Origin of the sequence: Gemmatimonas sp., assembly GCF_044345575.1 — a bacterium.
Lineage (GTDB): Bacteria > Gemmatimonadota > Gemmatimonadetes > Gemmatimonadales > Gemmatimonadaceae > Gemmatimonas.
The window spans coordinates 26137-44532 of sequence record NZ_JBIJAW010000002.1 but is presented as its reverse complement, the minus strand read 5'-3'; the positions used below and the strand labels follow the sequence as shown (position 1 = coordinate 44532).

General features: G+C 66.6%; 23 protein-coding genes. 1 reads left to right on the top strand and 22 read right to left on the bottom strand.

The genetic code is table 11. From position 1 onward, the window contains the following. On the bottom strand, positions 1–340 hold a 340-nt coding region (locus tag ACIQ6O_RS00430), incomplete at its 3' end, for a motility-associated protein (RefSeq protein WP_396205794.1). 33 nt (positions 341–373) lie between these two features. Here ACIQ6O_RS00430 and ACIQ6O_RS00425 point away from each other — a divergent pair. Continuing rightward, positions 374–1027: a hypothetical protein gene (locus ACIQ6O_RS00425; protein WP_396205793.1), complete on the top strand. Its 654-nt coding sequence runs from the start codon at positions 374–376 to the stop codon at positions 1025–1027. A 2-nt stretch (positions 1028–1029) separates the two neighbouring features. Here the strand turns inward: ACIQ6O_RS00425 and ACIQ6O_RS00420 are convergent, their stop codons facing one another. The 21 genes from ACIQ6O_RS00420 to ACIQ6O_RS00320 all read right to left on the bottom strand — a co-directional run bounded on the left by ACIQ6O_RS00420 (position 1030) and on the right by ACIQ6O_RS00320 (position 18389). Continuing rightward, the gene (locus ACIQ6O_RS00420) at positions 1030–1311 is read right to left on the bottom strand and encodes a carbon storage regulator (RefSeq protein WP_396205792.1); all 282 of its coding nucleotides are present in this window, start codon (positions 1309–1311) and stop codon (positions 1030–1032) included. 2 nt (positions 1312–1313) lie between these two features. Next, positions 1314–2762: a flagellar hook-associated protein FlgK gene (gene flgK / locus ACIQ6O_RS00415; protein WP_396205791.1), complete on the bottom strand. Its 1449-nt coding sequence runs from the start codon at positions 2760–2762 to the stop codon at positions 1314–1316. Between the two features lie 3 nt (positions 2763–2765). Beyond that, the gene (locus ACIQ6O_RS00410; RefSeq protein ID WP_396205790.1) at positions 2766–3311 is read right to left on the bottom strand and encodes a flagellar protein FlgN; all 546 of its coding nucleotides are present in this window, start codon (positions 3309–3311) and stop codon (positions 2766–2768) included. Next, positions 3311–3658: a rod-binding protein gene (locus ACIQ6O_RS00405; protein WP_396205789.1), complete on the bottom strand. Its 348-nt coding sequence runs from the start codon at positions 3656–3658 to the stop codon at positions 3311–3313. The genes ACIQ6O_RS00410 and ACIQ6O_RS00405 overlap by 1 nt, the downstream gene beginning before the upstream one ends. Then, positions 3655–4755 carry a flagellar basal body P-ring protein FlgI gene (locus tag ACIQ6O_RS00400; RefSeq protein ID WP_396205788.1) on the bottom strand — a complete coding sequence of 367 codons (1101 nt, stop codon included), beginning with the start codon at positions 4753–4755 and terminating at the stop codon, positions 3655–3657. Before ACIQ6O_RS00400 ends, ACIQ6O_RS00405 begins: the two co-directional genes overlap by 4 nt. Continuing rightward, positions 4752–5192 carry a flagellar basal body L-ring protein FlgH gene (locus ACIQ6O_RS00395; protein ID WP_396205787.1) on the bottom strand — a complete coding sequence of 147 codons (441 nt, stop codon included), beginning with the start codon at positions 5190–5192 and terminating at the stop codon, positions 4752–4754. Before ACIQ6O_RS00395 ends, ACIQ6O_RS00400 begins: the two co-directional genes overlap by 4 nt. Positions 5193–5439: 247 nt before the next feature. Next, positions 5440–5967: a flagellar basal body P-ring formation chaperone FlgA gene (gene flgA, locus ACIQ6O_RS00390; protein ID WP_396205786.1), complete on the bottom strand. Its 528-nt coding sequence runs from the start codon at positions 5965–5967 to the stop codon at positions 5440–5442. A gap of 23 nt (positions 5968–5990) precedes the next feature. Then, positions 5991–6779: a flagellar basal-body rod protein FlgG gene (gene flgG, locus ACIQ6O_RS00385; protein WP_396205785.1), complete on the bottom strand. Its 789-nt coding sequence runs from the start codon at positions 6777–6779 to the stop codon at positions 5991–5993. 37 nt (positions 6780–6816) lie between these two features. Next, entirely contained in the window at positions 6817–7494 is a 678-nt protein-coding gene (locus tag ACIQ6O_RS00380; protein WP_396205784.1) for a flagellar hook-basal body protein, read from the bottom strand. Positions 7495–7879: 385 nt separating this feature from the next. Further along, positions 7880–8320 carry a hypothetical protein gene (locus ACIQ6O_RS00375; protein ID WP_396205783.1) on the bottom strand — a complete coding sequence of 147 codons (441 nt, stop codon included), beginning with the start codon at positions 8318–8320 and terminating at the stop codon, positions 7880–7882. Between the two features lie 45 nt (positions 8321–8365). Beyond that, positions 8366–9115, bottom strand: a complete 750-nt coding sequence (locus ACIQ6O_RS00370) for a sigma-70 family RNA polymerase sigma factor (protein WP_396205782.1) — start codon at positions 9113–9115, stop codon at positions 8366–8368. 35 nt (positions 9116–9150) lie between these two features. Next, positions 9151–10035, bottom strand: a complete 885-nt coding sequence (locus ACIQ6O_RS00365) for a MinD/ParA family protein (RefSeq protein ID WP_396205781.1) — start codon at positions 10033–10035, stop codon at positions 9151–9153. A gap of 11 nt (positions 10036–10046) precedes the next feature. Further along, positions 10047–10904 (bottom strand): hypothetical protein, encoded by an 858-nt coding sequence (locus ACIQ6O_RS00360; RefSeq protein ID WP_396205780.1) that lies wholly within the window; start codon positions 10902–10904, stop codon positions 10047–10049. After that, on the bottom strand, positions 10897–12990 hold the full coding sequence (gene flhA / locus ACIQ6O_RS00355; protein ID WP_396205779.1) for a flagellar biosynthesis protein FlhA: 2094 nt from the start codon (positions 12988–12990) through the stop codon (positions 10897–10899). The genes ACIQ6O_RS00360 and flhA overlap by 8 nt, the downstream gene beginning before the upstream one ends. A gap of 10 nt (positions 12991–13000) precedes the next feature. After that, complete coding sequence (locus ACIQ6O_RS00350; protein ID WP_396205778.1) at positions 13001–14098, bottom strand: flagellar biosynthesis protein FlhB; 1098 nt, start codon at positions 14096–14098, stop codon at positions 13001–13003. A 6-nt stretch (positions 14099–14104) separates the two neighbouring features. Further along, positions 14105–14929 carry a flagellar biosynthetic protein FliR gene (locus ACIQ6O_RS00345; RefSeq protein WP_396205777.1) on the bottom strand — a complete coding sequence of 275 codons (825 nt, stop codon included), beginning with the start codon at positions 14927–14929 and terminating at the stop codon, positions 14105–14107. Between the two features lie 24 nt (positions 14930–14953). After that, the gene (gene fliQ / locus ACIQ6O_RS00340) at positions 14954–15223 is read right to left on the bottom strand and encodes a flagellar biosynthesis protein FliQ (protein WP_396205776.1); all 270 of its coding nucleotides are present in this window, start codon (positions 15221–15223) and stop codon (positions 14954–14956) included. 269 nt (positions 15224–15492) lie between these two features. Further along, on the bottom strand, positions 15493–15951 hold the full coding sequence (locus tag ACIQ6O_RS00335; RefSeq protein ID WP_396205775.1) for a chemotaxis protein CheX: 459 nt from the start codon (positions 15949–15951) through the stop codon (positions 15493–15495). Beyond that, entirely contained in the window at positions 15938–16792 is an 855-nt protein-coding gene (locus tag ACIQ6O_RS00330; RefSeq protein WP_396205774.1) for a CheR family methyltransferase, read from the bottom strand. Before ACIQ6O_RS00330 ends, ACIQ6O_RS00335 begins: the two co-directional genes overlap by 14 nt. Continuing rightward, the gene (locus ACIQ6O_RS00325) at positions 16783–17994 is read right to left on the bottom strand and encodes a chemotaxis response regulator protein-glutamate methylesterase (RefSeq protein ID WP_396205773.1); all 1212 of its coding nucleotides are present in this window, start codon (positions 17992–17994) and stop codon (positions 16783–16785) included. Before ACIQ6O_RS00325 ends, ACIQ6O_RS00330 begins: the two co-directional genes overlap by 10 nt. An 8-nt stretch (positions 17995–18002) precedes the next feature. Further along, the gene (locus ACIQ6O_RS00320; RefSeq protein ID WP_396205772.1) at positions 18003–18389 is read right to left on the bottom strand and encodes a PleD family two-component system response regulator; all 387 of its coding nucleotides are present in this window, start codon (positions 18387–18389) and stop codon (positions 18003–18005) included. Positions 18390–18396 lie beyond the last annotated feature (7 nt).

Sequence of the window (18396 nt, the reverse complement as noted above, 5' to 3'; positions counted from 1 at the left end):
GATACTTCTGGAAAATGTCGCTACTTTCGGGACTCTCGATGTGCGACTCGAGGCCGACGAGGCCGTCCTTGCGGGCCTTCTGGAATACCTCGTAGAGTACCTGCAGCAGCTCGGCGTAGGCTTTGGCCCCGTATGGGTTGGGCTTCAGCAGGCCGAGCGTCTGTGAGATGCACCCCTTCAGCACCGCGGGCGGATTCGCGATGATCAGCGAGCCGATGCCGGCCCCGCCGAGGATGACGAATTCGTTGGGCTGGACGAGCACGGCGAGCTGGCCATGGTGCATGACATAGCCACCGATGACCGAACCCAGCACGACTACCAATCCGATGATGACGAACACGCGAGGGGTACCGATGTACGAGGGGGGGAATCAGTGAGCGAAACCCGGCAGGCCTACATCGGCGCCGAACGATGGCTCTCTGTACATGACGAGTTGCTGCGCACTTTGGCACATGCCATCAGCAACCGGCTCGCGACGATCGCCGCGGCGGCCAGTGTGCTGGATGTCGGCGGCGTGCCTGATGCCCGCTTTCTCGATGGATTGCGAAGTGATGCTGACCGGCTGGAGGGGCTGCTGCAGCAGCTGCGGCAACTGCCGCGCCGCAGCGATGCTGCCCTCGAACCCATGCTCTTCACCGACGCGCTGGATGGTGCGAAGCGCCTGATCGAGGAGCATCCGTTGCTGCGAGGCCGCGAGTTGCGGGTGGTGTACCTCGGTGATGTGATGCCCGTTCGCGCCGAACCGGGGGCCCTGCTGCATGCGACGACCGTGGCGCTGCTGGCTGCCGCGCGCGTAGGGCCCGGTCCGATCGAGGCCGAGCTCGAGACCATTGGCGATGATGTCCGGCTCACTGCGCGTCACGATGGGGCAGCGGCCGACGGTGATCCCGACGGGATTCCCCTCGCGCACGACGTGCTCGCCATGGAGTGGCTGCTGGCCGGCAGCAACGGGCGCGCCACCGCCCACCCGATCGGGTGCACGGTGGCTGTACCCACGCTGCAGGCTTCGCGACGCCGCGCGGGGTGACATCAGCCTGACGCTCCCGCATCGGGTGCGGGCGCGCTGGTTGGCGGGGGGAGCGGAGCAGCAGGTGCCCCCAGGGTGGCCAGCCAGTCGGCGGCCACCGGGGTACTGGCCGCGCGCTGGTTCTCCTGCGCCACCTGTTGGGCAATCTCGCCGCGCAGGATCTTCACGTCGTTCGGTGCTTCGATCCCGATGCGGACGCCGCCGCGGTCGCATGACACGATCACGATGCGGATCCCGCCGTCGATCAGAATGGAGTCGCCTTCACGGCGTCCGAGTATGAGCATGGTCAGACCAGGCTGATCAGAGTCTGCAGCATTTCGTCAGCGGCCTTGATCATTTTGGTGGCGGCCTGATACGACTGCTGAATGCGCAGCATGTTCACGAGCTCTTCGTCCGTGTTCACGCCGCTTACGGCTTGCCGACGCAGGTTGGCCTGGTCGGTGAGGGTGTCCGCCACGGCGGCATCGTCGGTGGCCGATGCCGTCCGGATACCGATCGTGGTCACGACGCTCCGGAAGAAACCGAGGAACGAGCCTGTCTCGGTGCCGCCCGTGGACGAGGTGTAGGTGACCGTACCTTCCGTACCGCGCAACGCCGACAACGCTTGGGCGATCGAGTTGTCCGTGGGGGCGTTGGCGTTGCCCGACGACGCGATCCTCGACGGGTTGCCAGCCACGTCGCTGCTCAGCGCGATACTCGCCGCGGAGACCGGAGCGGCCATGCTGCCGGGCGCGAAGAAATCACCGGCGGCAGTGCCCGGGATGGTGTTGCCGTTGAAGACGAACCCTGAGCGGTGCGTGGTATTCACCACGGACACGAGCTGGCTCGCCATGGCGTCGAGACGCGTGCGCGCGCCGGGGATGTCCTCGTTGAGCCCCTTCATCAACGCGTTGAGCTCACCGGCCAAGGGCGCCAGTCGATCGAGGGAATCCCCGAGACGGATGCGAATGGGCACGTCGGTGAGCGGGGTGGCCGGCAACGGATTCGGGGTTTCCGCATACAGCGAGAGCGGCACCGCCGTTTCGCCCTCGACGAGCATGGAGTTGCCGATGGTCACCGATACCGAGCCGTTGGCCTGCGAAATGACGCGCGTACCGGCGATTTTCGAGAGCTCGTCGAGCTTCAGATCGCGCTGGTCGCGCAGGTCGCTGGCCGTGTTGCCCCCTCCCTCGGAGCTCACGATCCGCACATTCAGTTCGGCCACCTGCGCCGCGACCGCGTTGATGCGCCCCACCGTGTTGTCGAGGCGCTCGAGGGTGCTGGTGCGGATGCTGGTGAGCTGGGTGTCGTACTCATTGAAGAGCTGGCCAAGCTGCCGGCCGCGCTGCTGCACGACGGCCTTGGCGGCGAGGCTGCTGGGCTGTGCGGAGAGATCGCTCCACGCATTCCAGAACTGGTCCAGCGCATTGGCCATGCCTGCGTCGCTGGGCTCGCCGAACACCGATTCGATCTGCTGGAGCAGGTCCCGACGCATGCTCGCATCACCCGCGAGCGTGTTGGCCGACCGGAACGAGTCGTCGAGGAGGACGTCACGCCGGCGGACGATCGATTGCACGTTTACGCCGGTCCCGACGCTGCCAAACGGCATGCGCACCGGCGTGTTCGCGGTCAGCAGGGCTTCCTGACGCGAATAACCGGGCGTCTCCGCGTTCGCGACATTCTGCGAAATCGTCTGGAGCGCCGTCTGGTGCGTGAGGAGCGCCGAGCGCGCGATGCTGAACAGGCCGGAGCTCATGGCTTACACCGTGCGGTTGACGAGCACGCCGCGCGGCGCTCCCGTGCTGGGAGGCACCATGCCCTCGGTCGCGTACGTGGAGGGCGCCGCGGGGGCGCCGACGAGCGTGCGCACGTGCTGGTCGGTGTTGGTGAGCGCTTCGCGCAGGAGCTTGCGGTTCATGCCCACTTCGCGCGTGAGCATGTCCGCCGCGAGCTGCAACCGCTGACGGGCCTCACGGAACCGGTCGTCCACCAGGTCGCCGAGCAGGTCCTCGATTTCGCGCAACGTCATCTCTTCGCTGCCACCCAGCAGCACGTTCAGCTGCCGGCGACGCGTCCGGGCCTGGCCGAGCGTGGCGAGAATGCGGTGGGTCGCGAAGGTACTGTCGTCGACGCCCTGAATGTCGTCGGCGCTCACGGCCGTGCGCTGCCGACGCATCTGCGCGATGAGATCATCGAGCAGACGACGTTCGCTGACCAGTGCGTCGTACAGGGCATCGAGCAGAGCCGAAGGCTGCTGGCCGATACGGGACGCGGATTCGGGAGCGTACATAGTCGAGGGCGACATCAGCGGTCAGTGGAGCTGGAAGGCGACTGGAGAGCTGCGGCGGTGACCTGGCCGCGCAGCTGGCGGTACACCGATTCGGCGAGCCCGCCCTGCCATTGGCTTGGAGTTTCGGCAGCTAGGTGCTGATCCATCAGTCCTGTGAACATGTCTTCACCGGCGTTTGCTGAAACGATCCCTTCCTGCTGTGGAACGGTCTCGCGCATGGCCTTGAACATCTGCTGGACGAAGAGCCCTTCGAGCTGCTTGGCGGTGTCGCGCAGTTTCCGGTCCGTCGCCGGGTCGATGGGGCGTTCGGCGGGCGGATTGACGGTCACCAGCGAGGCCCGGGAGCGAATGGGGTCGGTCACCGGACGATGATCTCGGCGGTGACCGCACCGACTTCCTTGAGCGCGGCGAAGATGGCGGCGATTTCGCTGGCCGGCGTCTGCACGGCATGCAGCGCCGAGGCCACGCGCTGCACCGGAATTCCGGCGGGGAGACGCACGCTGCCGGGAATGGCGGCGGAATCGTTGGGCGCGAGGTTCCCGATGGCGAGCGTGATGGCGCCGTGGCTGACCGTGGCGGCCCCGACCACCATATCGCCGCCGGCCACCACCGTGCCGTCGCGGCCGTCGATGATGATGCGGGCGCGCGCCTCGGGCGCGACGGCGAGGTCACGGATCTTGGCCATCGCCACCGGCTTCTGCACCGAGTCGGCGAGGGTGATGATCACGGAGCCTTCGTCTTCGACCAGGGCCGTCTTCTCCCCCATCGCCCCGTTGACGGCGGTGGCGATCCGTGTCGCCATGCCAAGATCGGGTTCGCGGAGCAGCAGGCGTGAGGTGGTGCCAATGGTGGGGCGGGGCAGGTCGGCCTCGAGCACGCCACCGGTGGGGATGCGCGCCGTGGTTTCATGGGTCGGCACGAAGCGGGTGGTGCTGCCGCCTTCGCTGATGAGCAGCGAGCCTTGCGCGCTCGCGAGCGGCGGCCCGTTGGGATCTGCCACGAGCGGCGTCATGAAGAGCGTGCCGCCCTTGAGCGAGCGGGCGTCGCCCATGCTGCTGACGTGCACCTCGAAGCGGCCACCGGCGCGGAGGAACGGCGAGACCTCGGCCGTGACCAGCACCGCCGCGACGTTGCGCATGCGAATGACGTCGGCGGGAATTTCCACATTGAAGCGGCGCAGGATGTTGATGACGCTCTGCACCGTGGGGCCACCGGTCTGGCCGCCGATCGCACGATCACCAGTGTTGTCGAGGCCCACGGCGAGCCCGTAGCCCACCAGGCGCACGGGGAGCGCGCCTTCGGCCTGCGTAAGGTCGCGGATTTTCACGTCGTTCTGCGCCACCGCCTCGGAGGGCAGGAGCAGCAGGAGCGCCGCGGCCGCCGCAACCGTGCGCACGATGCGCGCGGTGTAGTGCGAAAGCATGTGCGTGGCGAGGGTGAAGAGAATGGAAGAGGTCACGGCCAGACGACTCCGAGCACCTTGCTGATGATGCCCTGCTTGGGTTTGCCGAGGTTGCCCGGCGAGGCGTACCCCAACTGCACATCGGCCACGCGGCTCGATTCGACGACGTTGGTGACGGACACGTCCTGCGCGCGGACCCAGCCGGTGAAGACGATGTCCTGCATCTGGCGGTCCACGTCGATCTTCTTGGTGCCCTTCACCTGCAGCAGGCCGTTCGGGCCCGTACCCACGACGCGCACGCTCATTTCGTTCTGGAAGCGATTCTCGCGACGGGCCTGGCCACGCTGGGTCTGATCCGCGGCGTTTCGCGCATCGATGTTCGCGGTCTGGCTGGTGCTGGGGAGGCGCGCGCTGAGGCCGAAGCCGCGATTGCGCGTGTCCTGCGCCAAGTTCTCCTTCACGGCCGTGCTGATCGTGTAGTCGTCGATGAGCACGGTGATGATGTCCCCGACGGCGAACTGGCGACGGTCGGCGACCCAGGAGCTGCGGGCGGGTACTGCGCTAGCTGCGGGGGCGCTAGCTGCAGGGACGCTAGCTGCAGGGGCGCTAGCTGCAGGGGCGCCAGCTTGAGTGCCGCTTGCCGGTGGGGCGCCTTGCGCGGCTTGCGCGTGCGAAGCGACGGGCGCGGCCAGCATGGCCGCGGTGATCAGGGACAACGAACGCTGACGTGACATCCTTGTCTCAGCGGAGGCGAACGGTGTTCGGCGCGACGGCGATGCCGTCGAGCCGGCGAGTGCGATCGATGCGAATGCCAACCGGCGCGCCGAGGGCGGCGGTGTTGGTGGCGACGCCGCTCATCACGAGCGTGAGCGGGCCGTCCTGCCAGATGGCTTTGACTGCGCTGCCACTGGTGATCACCGGCGGCGGGGTAACCGCGGGGGCGCGCAGGACTTCACCAGCGGCGATGGCGCGCTGCGCCACCCAGCCGGCTTGTGCGCGGGTGGTATCGGGCGTCATGCCGTTCCAGCGCCACGTGATCACCGTATCGGCCACGGCGATATCCGTGGCCAGCAGCGTTTCGCCGCGCACGATGGCGCGCGTCGCCACCGTCACGGACACGCGACGCTGGTCGTTGCGCAGCGCGGTCGTGACCGGTGTGGCTTGCGCGCGCAGCGCCAGCGGCAGCAGCAGCGACACCACCACTGCTGCGAACAGCGAGCAGAGGTACGACACCACGACGGTGGACGGGCGGAAGGCGAGGGGGCGCATGGCGGTGAACGGCGGAGCGTGAATCAGCTGACGATATTGTTGGCGATCTGGCCCATTTCGTCGGCCGTCTTGATGGACTTGGAGTTGATCTCGTACGCGCGCTGTGCGGCGATCATCTCCACCATTTCCTGGACGATCTGCACGTTGGAGCCCTCGAGGCTGCCTTGCTGCAGGCGCCCCATGCCTTCGTCGTTGGGGAAGCCCACAATGGGCTGTCCCGACGCGGTGGTGGGCGCGAGCATGTTCTGGCCAAGGTTGAGGAGGCCGCTCGGGTTGGCGAAGCGCGCGATCTCGATGCGTCCCACTTCGGTGGGCATGAGGTCGTTGCCGCGACGCACGCTCACGACGCCGGTCACCGAGATCGTGAGCTCGCTGGAGTCGGGGGGGATGCGCACCGGCGGCTGCACGGCGTAGCCGCTGTTGGTGACGAGCACGCCCTGATCGCTGATCTGGAAGCTGCCGTCGCGGGTGTAGCCGAGCTCGCCGTTGGGGAGCTGCACCTGATAGAAGCCTTCGCCTTCGATAGCCACGTCGAGATTGCGCCCCGTCTGTTCGATGGGGCCCTGCTCATGCATGCGCTGCACGCCCGAGAGGCGTGTGCCGCGGCCCACCTGGATGGCGGGGAGCGTCTCGGCCTCCGTGCCGCCGAGGACCTGCTGACCCTGGATGGTCTGATAGAGCAGGTCTTCGAACTGCGCACGGCTGCGCTTGAAGCCGGCCGTGTTCACGTTGGCCAGATTGTTGGCGATGACCTCGGTGCGGGTCTGCTGCGCCATCATGCCGGTGGCGGCGGCGCGTAGTGCTGGATTCATGGATCAGATCTCCGGTGCGTGCCCGTTGTGGGCGTACTCAAACGGGCTTGGCGAGGTCGGTCACGGCGATCCCGCGCACCGTGTCGATAGTGGTCAGCGTCTTTTGCGCGGCCTGATAGCGATGCAGCACGCTCAGCATGTCGGTCATCGCCGACATCGCGTTCACGTTGGATTCCTCGAGGAATCCCTGCTGCACTTTGCGCTCACCGGCGGGGATGCTCTGCCGCGAGGCATCCGGTACGAACATCGTGCCCCCCTCGTGCTGGAGGTCGGCGCCGCTGGCCACGCGTTCCACGCGGAGCATCGTGAGCGGCTTGCCATTGATCTGGATCTGGCCGGCGGCGTCGATGTCGACGCGGCCGTTGGGGATGGTGATCGGGCCGTTTTCGCCCATCACGGCGTTGCCCTTGCCGTCCACGAGCTGCCGGTTGGCGTTGAGCGAAAAGCTGCCGTTGCGTACGAAGCGCTCACCGTTGGGGGTGTTCACCACGAAGAACCCGTCCCCTTCGACCGCGAGGTCGAACGGGTTGTGGGTCTGGGTGAGGGTGCCCTGGGTGAGATCGACGGCGGTGTCGGTAGCGGCCAGGGCGTTCCCCATGATGCGGGAAAACGCCATCTCGCCCTTGAAGCCCCGGGTGGAGGCGTTGGCGAGGTTATTGGCGAGCACAGCCTGACGGCGTTCCAGCATCTGGAGCGCGGCGGCGGCACTGCTCATTCCGTTGGTTTGGACGGGACCTGGCATGTCGTGGTCGGTTTGGGTGCACGAACTCACCAGGGGTAATAGCAATGGCCGGGCCAAAGCTGGCCCGGCCATCTTCAAATTCTGTAACGTGTTGTTTTACAAGTCGTTACGGGTTTCCCGCAGAAAATCGTGCCGACCGTTTTTCGCGAACCGAAGGCGGCAATTCGTGCCGCTTGGGGGGCGTGGTGGTCACAACTGCCGGGGCAGTGGGCCTCTCGGGGGCCAAAGAGAAAGGGGGGAACTGACAATGGGAGAAAAGGGGAAAACGTGAAAAGGAGTCGGTCTCATTTTCTCCTTTTCTCCTTTTCTCCCAATTTCAGTTCCCCCTTTTCCCTTTTTCTCCGGGACGAACGAGGAGTCAGCGCCCTGCCAGCGCCCCGCCGTTGATCTCGAGCAGCATGGAGACGGCGTCGTGGGGCAGGCCGGTTTTCCAGGCGATTTCGGCCGGGGCGGTCCCGGCGGCGGCGAGTGCCTGCACCGCCTTGGGGCTCTTGCTCGAACGGCTGCCGCGCAACGCGATCACGGGGGACACGGTCGTGGGACGCGCGCTGTTTGCCTGACGCGCTCCTCCCCGTGCCGTCCGGCGGCCTCGGCGTTTACCAAGGGCGCTTACCCCGCGCCGCATCGCGTCGAAGAGCAGGACGAGCAGCGCCGTGCCTCCCAACGCCACGAACGCCATCATCCGCTGCTCACGCGACACATCGGGAGACATGAGGAACGCGCCGGCCACCAGGCCGATGATCGTGACACCCACCCCAAGCGCCGCCATCTGCAGCGCTTCCTTCCACCGCTTCCACATCAGAACATCCTCAACAAAAGGCTCGGCTGGTTTCGATGCGATGGCTTACGCGTCGCGGAGCGGCTTGAGATCGACGCGCAGCTTGCTCAGCGCCTTGCTGCGGATCTGCGACACGCGGCTCTCGGTGAGTTCGAGCACCTTGGCAATCTCGTGCAGCTTGAGCTCTTCGGAGTAGTAGAGCGACAGCACCACGCGCTCCTGCTCCTTGAGGCGGAGAATGGCGTCCTTGAGGTGCGCCACTTCCTGCTCGTGCGTGAGTGACGCTTCCACGTCGCCGTCCAGGTCGTTCGCCAGCGTCTCCGCCGGGACCGGCGCGGAATTTTCGCGGTCGCCCGGCGCGCGATCGAGCGGGATGTGATGCGCGCCTTCCACGTCGGCCTGCCAGCGCCAGAGCGTGTCCATGTCCACGCCCAGATGCTCGGCGAGCTCTCGGTCTTCCGGTGCGCGGCCGTGTACGCGCTGATACGCTTCACGCGCCGCGGTGATCTCGCGGGTCTTCCGGCGGATGGAGCGCGGCACATGATCCTGCTTGCGCAGCTCATCGAGGATGGCGCCGCGGATGCGCGGGGCGGCGAAGGTGCTGAACGCCAGTCCGCGGGTCGCGTCGAAGCCTTCGAGTGCCGCCATGAGGCCGATGGTTCCGGCACTTACGAGCTCGTCGAAGTCGGCGCGCACGGCCAGCGTGCGGGACACCTGGCGTGCCACGTGATGCACCAGACCGAGATGCTCCTCGAGCAAACGGTCGCGGGCACCCGAGTTGCCAGCATGATACGACTCCCAGAGCTTCGCGTTCATGACGGATGGGGCGGAAGAAGTGGCGAAATACACGATCAGGTACCGGAGCGTGAGGAGGTACGAGCCGCCAGAACGCGCATCACGACTTCGTGAGCAGCGATAGCGGCCGGTGATCCGGCCGCCGCATCGGGGAACGGCATTCCCGCGCGGAGCGCAGCATCGAGTGTTGGATCGGCCGGGATGGCACCGGCCAGGCGCAGCGTAAGTCCCAGAAACTGACGGGCACCGGCGTCGATGGCGTCGTAGCAGCGAGCGGCCTCGCTACCTTCGTGACGATTGACGAGTATGTCCACCGGAAGGGCACTGTGTCGCTGCCCCACGGCTTTGCACAGCGCGTAGGTCGCGGCGAGTGCCACCGGATCACTGCCGGCCGACACCGCGATGAGGCGTTCCGCGGCGTGCGGCGTGAGCGCGCCGAGTACCGAATCGAGGCGGGCGCCGCAGTCGATGACCACGAGATCCATCGACTCGGCCAGCATGCTTACGCGACGCATGCACGCCTTGCGTTCAGCGGCGTTGATAGGCTGGGCGGCGGTGCCGTCGCTCAGCCGCGGGGCGCCACCGGCCACCAGCGTGAGGGTGGCGCTTACCGGTAGGGCCACATCGGCCGGGGTCGCCCGGCCAGCGCGCAAGTCTGTCCAGCTGGCACGTGGGGTCACCCCGAGGGTGAGGGCGAGTGGCCCCACGAAATCGTCGGCGTCCACGAGCAGCACCCGGTGCCCTTCGCCGGCGGCACTCACCGCAAGCAACGCCGAGAGCAAGGTGGAGCCGGATCCGCCGCGGCCGCTGGCAACGAGCAGGGTTGGTACGCCGATATCGCGCGCGCCCCCTGGCGCGCCGGTGCCGTATGCCGCGGCGGCCTGACCCGCGCGCAGGCCATCGGCCTGCGTGAGGGAGCCCGTCCCGCGTGGTGGAGACATGAGGAGAGGCATCAGGCCGGCATCCAGTCAGGTTCGGCGTCGGCCGCGAGTCCCCAGGTGCGCAAGAGGCGCGGCACCCCGGGCCTGAGATCAGTTGGCACATCCTGGCCATCGGTGATCCAACGGGTGGGCATCCCGAGTGACAGCGCGAGGTCGGTGATGCCGGATTCACGCGGCACTTCGTCGAGCTTGGACAGCAGCAGATGTGTCGCGCCGCAGTGCATGCGGCTGGGCGCGTAGGCGCGGCCGATGTCCACGGCGAGATCGGCGCGCAACGACGCCGGCAAGACGAGGTGTACTTCGTCGGGCGCGAGGCCGTCGAGCAGCGAACGCCACCGCTCGGTGAGTTCGGCGCTCGCGGGGCTGCGTCCCGGCGTATCAATGATGATGACGTCGCAGTCGGCCGAGAGCCGCTTGATGGCGGCGTCGACTTCGCGCGCATCGTACACCACTTCGAAGGGCACGTCGGCGAGGTCGGCGTAGGTGGCCAGTTGCTCCATGCCCCCCACCCGATAGGTGTCGATGGTGAGCAGTCCCGTGCGATTGGCGCCAAACATGCCACGTCGCACGGCGAGCTTGGCCGCGGTGGTCGTCTTGCCCGCCCCCGTGGGACCCACGAGCGCGATGCAGTACGGTCGGCCGTCGGCCTTGCGCAAGGTGGCCGGGAGCGGCGCGGCCTCGAGCCGGGCGCGTACCTGGTCGATGGCGTGGCTTGGCGCCGCGAGGACCTCCACCATCGGCACGCCACCATCGCGTACCGAGCGGGTGTGCAGGATCATCACGTCGTCGCCGAGCGTGCGTCGGGCCCGGTCGGCCACGCGCGAGAGGTCGGCGCCGCGGAAACGTTCGGCCGGCATCAGATTAGCCATTCGGCATCTCCCAGGTTGCGACGCTGCTCAGCGTGATCTGCGCGGGGAGCTCGGCGAGCGAGACCACCGGGAGGCTGGGCAGCACGGGTTCGATGAGGCGCCGCACACCCACGCGCAGCGACGGCGGCGTGATGAGCGGCAGCGGGCGGCCATCCACGGCGTACGTGGTGGCGAGATGGTTCAGATCGCGCAGCATGCCGGCGAGTGATTCGGGCGTGAGGACGGGCGCATTCATCTGCGAACTGCGCGGCGAGAAGAGGCCGAGCAGCGCACTCTCGAGGCGCGCGCCGATGGTGATGCCGCGCACCATGCCCGTCTGGTCGGCGAAGAGCCGCGCGATGACGTTGGTGAGCGACTTGCGCACCACTTCGGTGAGCGCTTCCGGATCCTTGGTGGCTTCCGCGCCGTCGCCGAGTGCCTCGAGAATCGTAACGAGGTCGCGGATGGGCACTCGCTCGCGCAGCAGGCGCTGCAGCACGCGGTGCAGTACGCTGAGCGACACCTTGGCCGGGATGATTTCTTCCACGAGGGCGGGGTGCGACTTCTTGAGCGTCTCCACCATCTCCTGCACTTCCTGACGGCCGAGCAGCTCAGCCGCACTGCCCTTGAGCGTTTCGAGCAGGTGCGTCGCCACGACGGTGGTGGGCTCCACCACCACGTAGCCGAGCGCTTCGGCTTCGGCGCGGCGCGACGCGGCGACCCAGCGCGCGGGCATGCCGAAGCTGGGGTCGATCGTGTCCATGCCGTCGATTTCGGCGATCACGCCGCCGGTGTTGAGCGCCATGAGGAAGCGGGGGAGCACCTCGGCACGCGCGACTTCGCTGCCACGCAGCTTGATCACGTATTCATTGGCCGGCAGACGTACGTTGTCGCGGATGCGGATGGGCGGCACGAGGATGCCGAGTTCGAGCGCAGCCTGCTTGCGTAGCAGGGAGATGCGCTCGAGGAGATCGCCACCCTGGCCTTCGTCCACGAGCGGAATGAGCGCGAAGCCCACTTCGAGTTCGATGGGATCAATCTGCAGGAGGTCCTGCATCGGATCGGGTGCCGCTGGCAGTTCGGCGGCATCGCTCACAGTGGGCGTGAGCACCAGGGCTTCGGCCGCGCGCTGCGCTTCCGCCTTCTCCGACATCTTCGCGAGGGCAGCGGCACCGATCGCCATGGTCATGAACGGGAGCATCGGGAGCGCCGGAATGAGCGAGAAGGCGCCGAGCACCCCGGCCACCATCCACATGGCGCGCGGGTGTCCACCGAGCTGACGGCTCAGCACCGTGCCGATCTTGTCGGTGCTGGTGGCCGCCGTGACCATGATACCGGCAGCCGTGGAGATGATGAGCGCCGGCACCTGCGAGACGATGCCGTCACCGACGGTGAGGATCGTGTAGGTGGTGGCCGCCTTGCCGACGTCCATGCCCCGCTGGATGACACCGATGAAGATGCCACCGACGATGTTCACCACCACGACGAGGATGCCGAGAATGGCGTCGCCCTTCACGTACTTCGAGGCACCGTCCATCGCGCCGTAGAAGTCGGCGGTGCGCGAGATTTCGTCGCGGCGGACGCGCGCTTCCTTTTCGTCGATCAGACCGGCCGACAGGTCGGCGTCGATCGCCATCTGCTTGCCGGGCATCGCATCGAGGGTGAAGCGCGCCGCCACTTCGGCGATACGCCCGGCACCCTTGGTGATGACGATGAAATTGATGCCGATGAGGATGAGGAAGATGACGATACCGACGGCATAGTTGCCGCCGATGACGAACTGGCCGAACGCTTCGATGACCTTACCCGCGTGCGCCTCGGTGAGAATGAGGCGCGTGGATGAGACGTTGAGGCCGATGCGGAAGAGCGTCAGGAGGAGGAGCAGCGCGGGGAAGCTGCTGAAGTCGAGCGGGTTGGTCGTGTACAATGCGACCAGCAGCACCACCAGCGACGAGCCGATGCTGGCGGCGAGGAAGAGGTCGAGCAGCACCGGCGGGAGCGGTACGATGATGAGCGCGAGGATCATCACCACCACGAGGGCGACGGCGATTTCGGCGATCTTGGGCTTGGCGGCGCCGGTGCTCATGGGGAGGGCTGCACTCGTCATGGATCAGTCCTCAGGCGGCGGCGGTACCGCGCCACGAGGCGCCGTACTTCTGACGTTCACGCATGACGAAGGCGAGGACCTCCGCGACGGCCAGGTACATCTCCACCGGAATCATCGTTCCCACTTTCGCGACCTTGATGAGGGCACGGGCGAGCGGCTTGTTCTCGATCACGGGCACGCCGTGCTGGAACGCCAGCTCCTTGATGCGCTGGGCGATCTTGCGTTCGCCAAGCGCGACGATGTACGGCGCCGGCGCGACGGCCGGGTCGTACTTGATGGCAATGGCGATGTGGGTGGGGTTCACCAGCACCACATCGGCGGTCTTCACGTTGGCGAACATCGCGCGGCGGATACGCTCACGCGCGATCTGGCGGCGACGCCCCTTCACTTCGGCGTTGCCTTCCTGCGACTTCATTTCTTCCTTGACCTCCTGCTTCGTCATCTTGAGGTCTTCGTTCGTCTTCCAGCGCTGATAGCCGTAGTCGGCAACCGCCAGCACGAGGAACATCATGCCGGCGTTCTTGAGCAGCGCGAAGCCGTAGGTGTGCACGATCTCCATCAGCGCCAGCGGTGAGGAGACGAGGGCAAGCGACTGGATATCCGGCCATGCTCCCTGCAGCGTAGCGTACACGGCGTAGCCTACGATGCTCATCTTGAGCAGCGACTTGACCAGGTCCACGTACGGTTGTGCGCCGAGGAATCGCTTGGCGTTGGCCAGCGGATTGATGCGTTCGAATTTGGGTTCGAGCGGCTTCGTGGTGAGCAGGCCGCCCGTTTGCATGGCCTGCACGGCAATGGCGATGACCGATAGCGCCGCCATCGCCGCCACGGTGGCGACGATGGTGCGGAAGCCGATGACCTGCACATAGGAGATGAGTCCCGACGTCTCGCCGGCGTGATCGCCGGCGCTGGCGAGCGTGCTCCCCATGCTCTCCACGAGGAAACGCCAAAGCGGCGGTCCCGCGAACGAGAACACCATGAGGGAACCGAGCAGGAAGGCGGCGGTGACGAACTCGGGGCTCTTGGCGATTTGCCCCTTCTCACGGGCATCCTCGAGTCGTTTGCCAGTGGGTTCTTCTGTCTTTTCGCCGGAGTCGTTTTCAGCCATGGGGCGTTATCGCAGCGCCTCCGTCGCCGGCACCGGGGCCACGTGGGCCGCCCGCACAAAAGTGTCGATGGTGCTGCCATACTGGGTGGTCCAGCCACCCATCGCCTGGACTACGAGGCCGATCGAACCGGCGAACGTGATGAGGCCGATGCCTATCTGTAGCGGGAAGGCGAGGCTCATCACCTGCAGGCTTGGCGCCGCGCGTCCAAGCACCGAAAGGGCAATATTGGTGAGCAGTACGGCCGCGATGACCGGAGCGGCGAACTGCAGCCCGCTCGCAAAGATCTGGGAGCCCGCCTTGGCCAGCGGCAGGAAGCCCTGGTCGAGGGCAAGGGGCGCGCCGAGCGGCAGGACGGTGAAGCTTTTCGCCACGGCTTCGATCATCAGCACGTGGCCGCCGGCGATGAGCAGTAGTGTCAGCGCCATGAGCTGCATGAAGCTGCTCAGCAGCGAACTCTGCGTGTTGTTGATCGGGTCGAAGATGGCGGCGCCGGAGAGGCCGATGGTGTTCGTGGCGAGTTCGCCGGCGAACTCGGCGCCGGCCACCACGAGAGCGGCGGCGAAGCCGAGCGCGAATCCGATGGCCGTTTCGCCGAGGAATGTCGCGGGGGTGATGGCGAGGTGCGCGCGGTCGGCCGATTCGAGCGCGGCCGGGAGGAGGAGGACCGCGAACACCACGAGCAAGGCCGTGCGCAGGCGCATCGGCACCGACTTGGCCGACCATGCCGGCGCCACCAGCAACAACCCGCCCACGCGCAGCGCCGTCAGCACGGTGGCTGTCGCGACGCCGGGAGCGAAGAAGTCGGGGAGGCCGAAGATCAGCGAATTCACGGTCGCGGTCCGGTGCGGCTCGGCTTACGCGACCATCGCGGGAATGCCGCGAAGGATCTGGGTGGTGAACTTGATCAGGATCTGCAGCAGCCACGGCATGCCGACGATGAAGGCGCCGCCCACGAGGACGAGCTTCGGCACGAAGGTGAGCGTCTGCTCCTGGATCTGGGTGACCGACTGGATGATCGAGATCACCAAGCCCACGCCCAGCGCGATGAGCAGCATGGGCGCCGCGATCATGAGCGCGGTCATGATTGCGTCGCGGGTGAGGTCGATGACGAGTTGGTGGGTCACGGTCGGTCGGGCTTCAGGAATGACGTACTGCTGCCGACACCGTGGTAAAGCAGGGATAGTGCCAAAGCCGCGCTTTGGCGCCAATTGTGTCTATGTCATTGCTCTGCAACTACTTATGCTGCAGCGAGCAGGAAGCGGCGCACCGAAGGCCTGCTATTCAGCGGCAACAGTTGCCGGGTGCGAAATGCCGCTTGGATCACCAATCTGGGGGAGCGGCAGAAGCTGCCATCGGTCAAAATGACCGATAGCAGCTTTTTTCATTGGCTGGGTCAGGTCCGCTCGAGGACCGTCACGATCAGCATTTCGCCCTCGGCGCGGTAATAGGCGCGGTGCACCGCCGACGATCCCGGCAGGCGCAGGCGGTAATCGCCGCCTTCCACCACCACCGGTAGTCCGAGGGTGCACGGTTCGGGGAGCAGGGCCTTGATGTTGCCCCCGGTCATGTTGGTGAGCTCGCCCAGCGCATCCTGCAGGTCGGCGGTGCTCACGGTCGCGGCCTCGAGGCTGAACATGCGCTGGGCGGCGCGGGTGGCGAGCGGTCCTGAGCACTGCACGGCCACGGCGCCGTCCCACGCCCCCGCGATCTGCACGACGCCAGCGAAGGTATGCTGCGGCACGGCCTCCTGGCCGAACGAACGGGTGGGCGAGTCGGGGCGCACGGGGATGTCGAGCATGCTCTCCCAGACCGTGGCTACGATGCCGTCGATGGCTTCATCAAGCTGCTGCATACGATTTCCCGGTGGGGCCGTTGCCGGCCTGACGATAGGCGACACCCTTGTCGATCTGCACGCGTTCGAATTGCTCGTCGATCCCCAGGGTCGTTTCCGCCCCACCGAGCATGAGGTACCCGTGCGGCGCCATGCGCTGCCGGATGTTGCCGAGGATCTTCTTCTTCGTGGGCACGTCGAAGTAGATGAGCACATTGCGGATCATCACGAGATCGAGCACGGGCAGGGCCGGCCAGGTCTCGATCAGGTTGAGCTCGCGATAGTCGATCATGTTGCGTAGCTCCTCCTTCACGACCCACTCGGTGCCGTCTTTCGTGAAGTACTTCACCAGCAGGGGCGCGGGGAGCCCCCGGTTCACTTCGAGCTGTCCGTAGCGGCCACTGCGCGCCTTGGCGAGCACCTGCGTGGACAGGTCGGTCGCGATGAACGTGAGCTTCCACGAGGTGAGCACGGGAAAGTGCTCGCGCAGCAGCATGGCCACCGAGTACGGCTCCTGCCCTGTCGAGGCGGCCGCGCACCAGATGGTGAGCTGCTTGCTGGCGGCCTTGCGATTGATCAGATCGGGAATGATCTGGGTGCGCAGCGCATCGAACGGATGATGATCACGGAAGAAGCTGGTCTCGTTGGTCGTCATCGCTTCCACGGCCTGGCGGTGCATCGTGTTGAATGCACTCGCCGCCATGGCGTCGACGAAGGTGTCGAGCGTGGCGAACCCGTGCACCTTTGCCAGCGGAAGCAGACGCGACTCCACCAGGTACTCCTTCCCCGGTTCGAGCACGATGGCGCTGCGGGAGAGTACGAGTTGACGCACGTACTCGAAGGTCTTGGCGGTCATCGCCATGTGGCACCTGAGCGAACGGAAGGAAGAACAGCGGAGGATCCGGTCGCAGAACCGGCTGGCGACGTCGCCGGAGAAGCGCTGCGCGGGTTGGATGGTGTTTGCAGGACGCGGGACACGATGGCCGCGGCCACGTCGCCGATCGGGAGCACCGCCTGAGCGATGCCGGCCCGGGCGACGAACCCGGGCATGCCCCATACGACTGACGACGCCTCGTCCTGCGCGAGCACCATGCCGCCGGCGTCGTGGACGAGTTCACTGCCGCGCAGGCCGTCCTGCCCCATGCCCGTGAGAATGACACTGAGCGCCCGGCCGCCGTAGCACTCCACCACGGAGCGAAGCATCACGTCCACGGCAGGACGGCACGAGTTCTCCGGCGGGGCCTGCGAGAGGGTGGCCACCACCTGATCGTCCTTCCGTTGCAGGACCAGATGATGATCGCCCGGGGCCACCCACGCGGTACCGGGCAGAATCACGTCGCCCTCGGCGGCTTCACGCACCGGAATGCGTGAAAGCTTCGACAGGCGCTCGGCCAGGAGTCGCGTGAACATGGGCGGCATGTGCTGCGTGATGACCACCGGCACGGGGAACTGGGCCGGCAGCTTCGGAATCACTTCAAGCAGGGCGTTGGGCCCACCGGTGGACGTCCCGATAGCAACAATCTGCGGCGCGAACGGTGACGTCCCGGCCGTGAGCTTCACCGGGACAGCCGTCACCGGCGTCGCTCTTGCGATCGACGATGTCAACGCGCGCGCCGCACCACCGGCAGGTGCCGGTGCCGGGGCCGACGCCAGCACCCCGGCACACAACGTCTTGATCTTCGGAATCAGTTCGTCGCGAATGCGCTGCTGCGCAATGCTCACGCTGCCGACGTTCGCCGGCTTGGTCACGTAGTCCGTCGCCCCGCGCGTGAGGGCCTCGAGCGTGGCCTGTCCGCCGCGCTCGGTGAGCGTGCTGAACATGATCACCGGAAGCGTCGCCCACGTCTTCCTGATTTCGACGATGGTCTCCAGCCCGTCCATCTCGGGCATTTCCACGTCGAGGGTGATCAGGTCGGGCGTGAGCTGCACGATCTTCTGCAACGCGATGCGCCCGTTGGCCGCCGCCCCGACCACTTCGATTTGCGGATCGGCAGCCAAGACATCGGAGACCATCCGTCGGACCACGACGGCATCGTCCACCACGAGCACGCGAATGCGACGCATAGATGGACTCAGCTCCCGGCGGGAACCAGGCCGAGCATGTCGAGCTTGTCGCGCAGAATGTCGGGCGTGAACGGCTTCATCACGTATTCGTTCGCCCCGCACTCGAGCGCGCGCGCGATCTGGCTCATCTCCGTCTCGGTGGTCACCATCACCACCGGCAGGTCCGCGTAGCGTACGTCGGCGCGGAGCGCGACGAGCAGTTCGAACCCGTTCATCTCCGGCATGTTCCAGTCGAGCAGGGCAAAGTCGGGGCGGCCGGTGGCTTCGAGTTGCACGAGGGCATCCCGGCCATTCGCCGCGAACGTCGTGTCGACGCCGAGGTCGCTCACCATCTTGCCGATCACCGCGCGCATGGCGCGGCTGTCATCCACGATCAGGGCACGCACCGAGTGCATCCCTCCG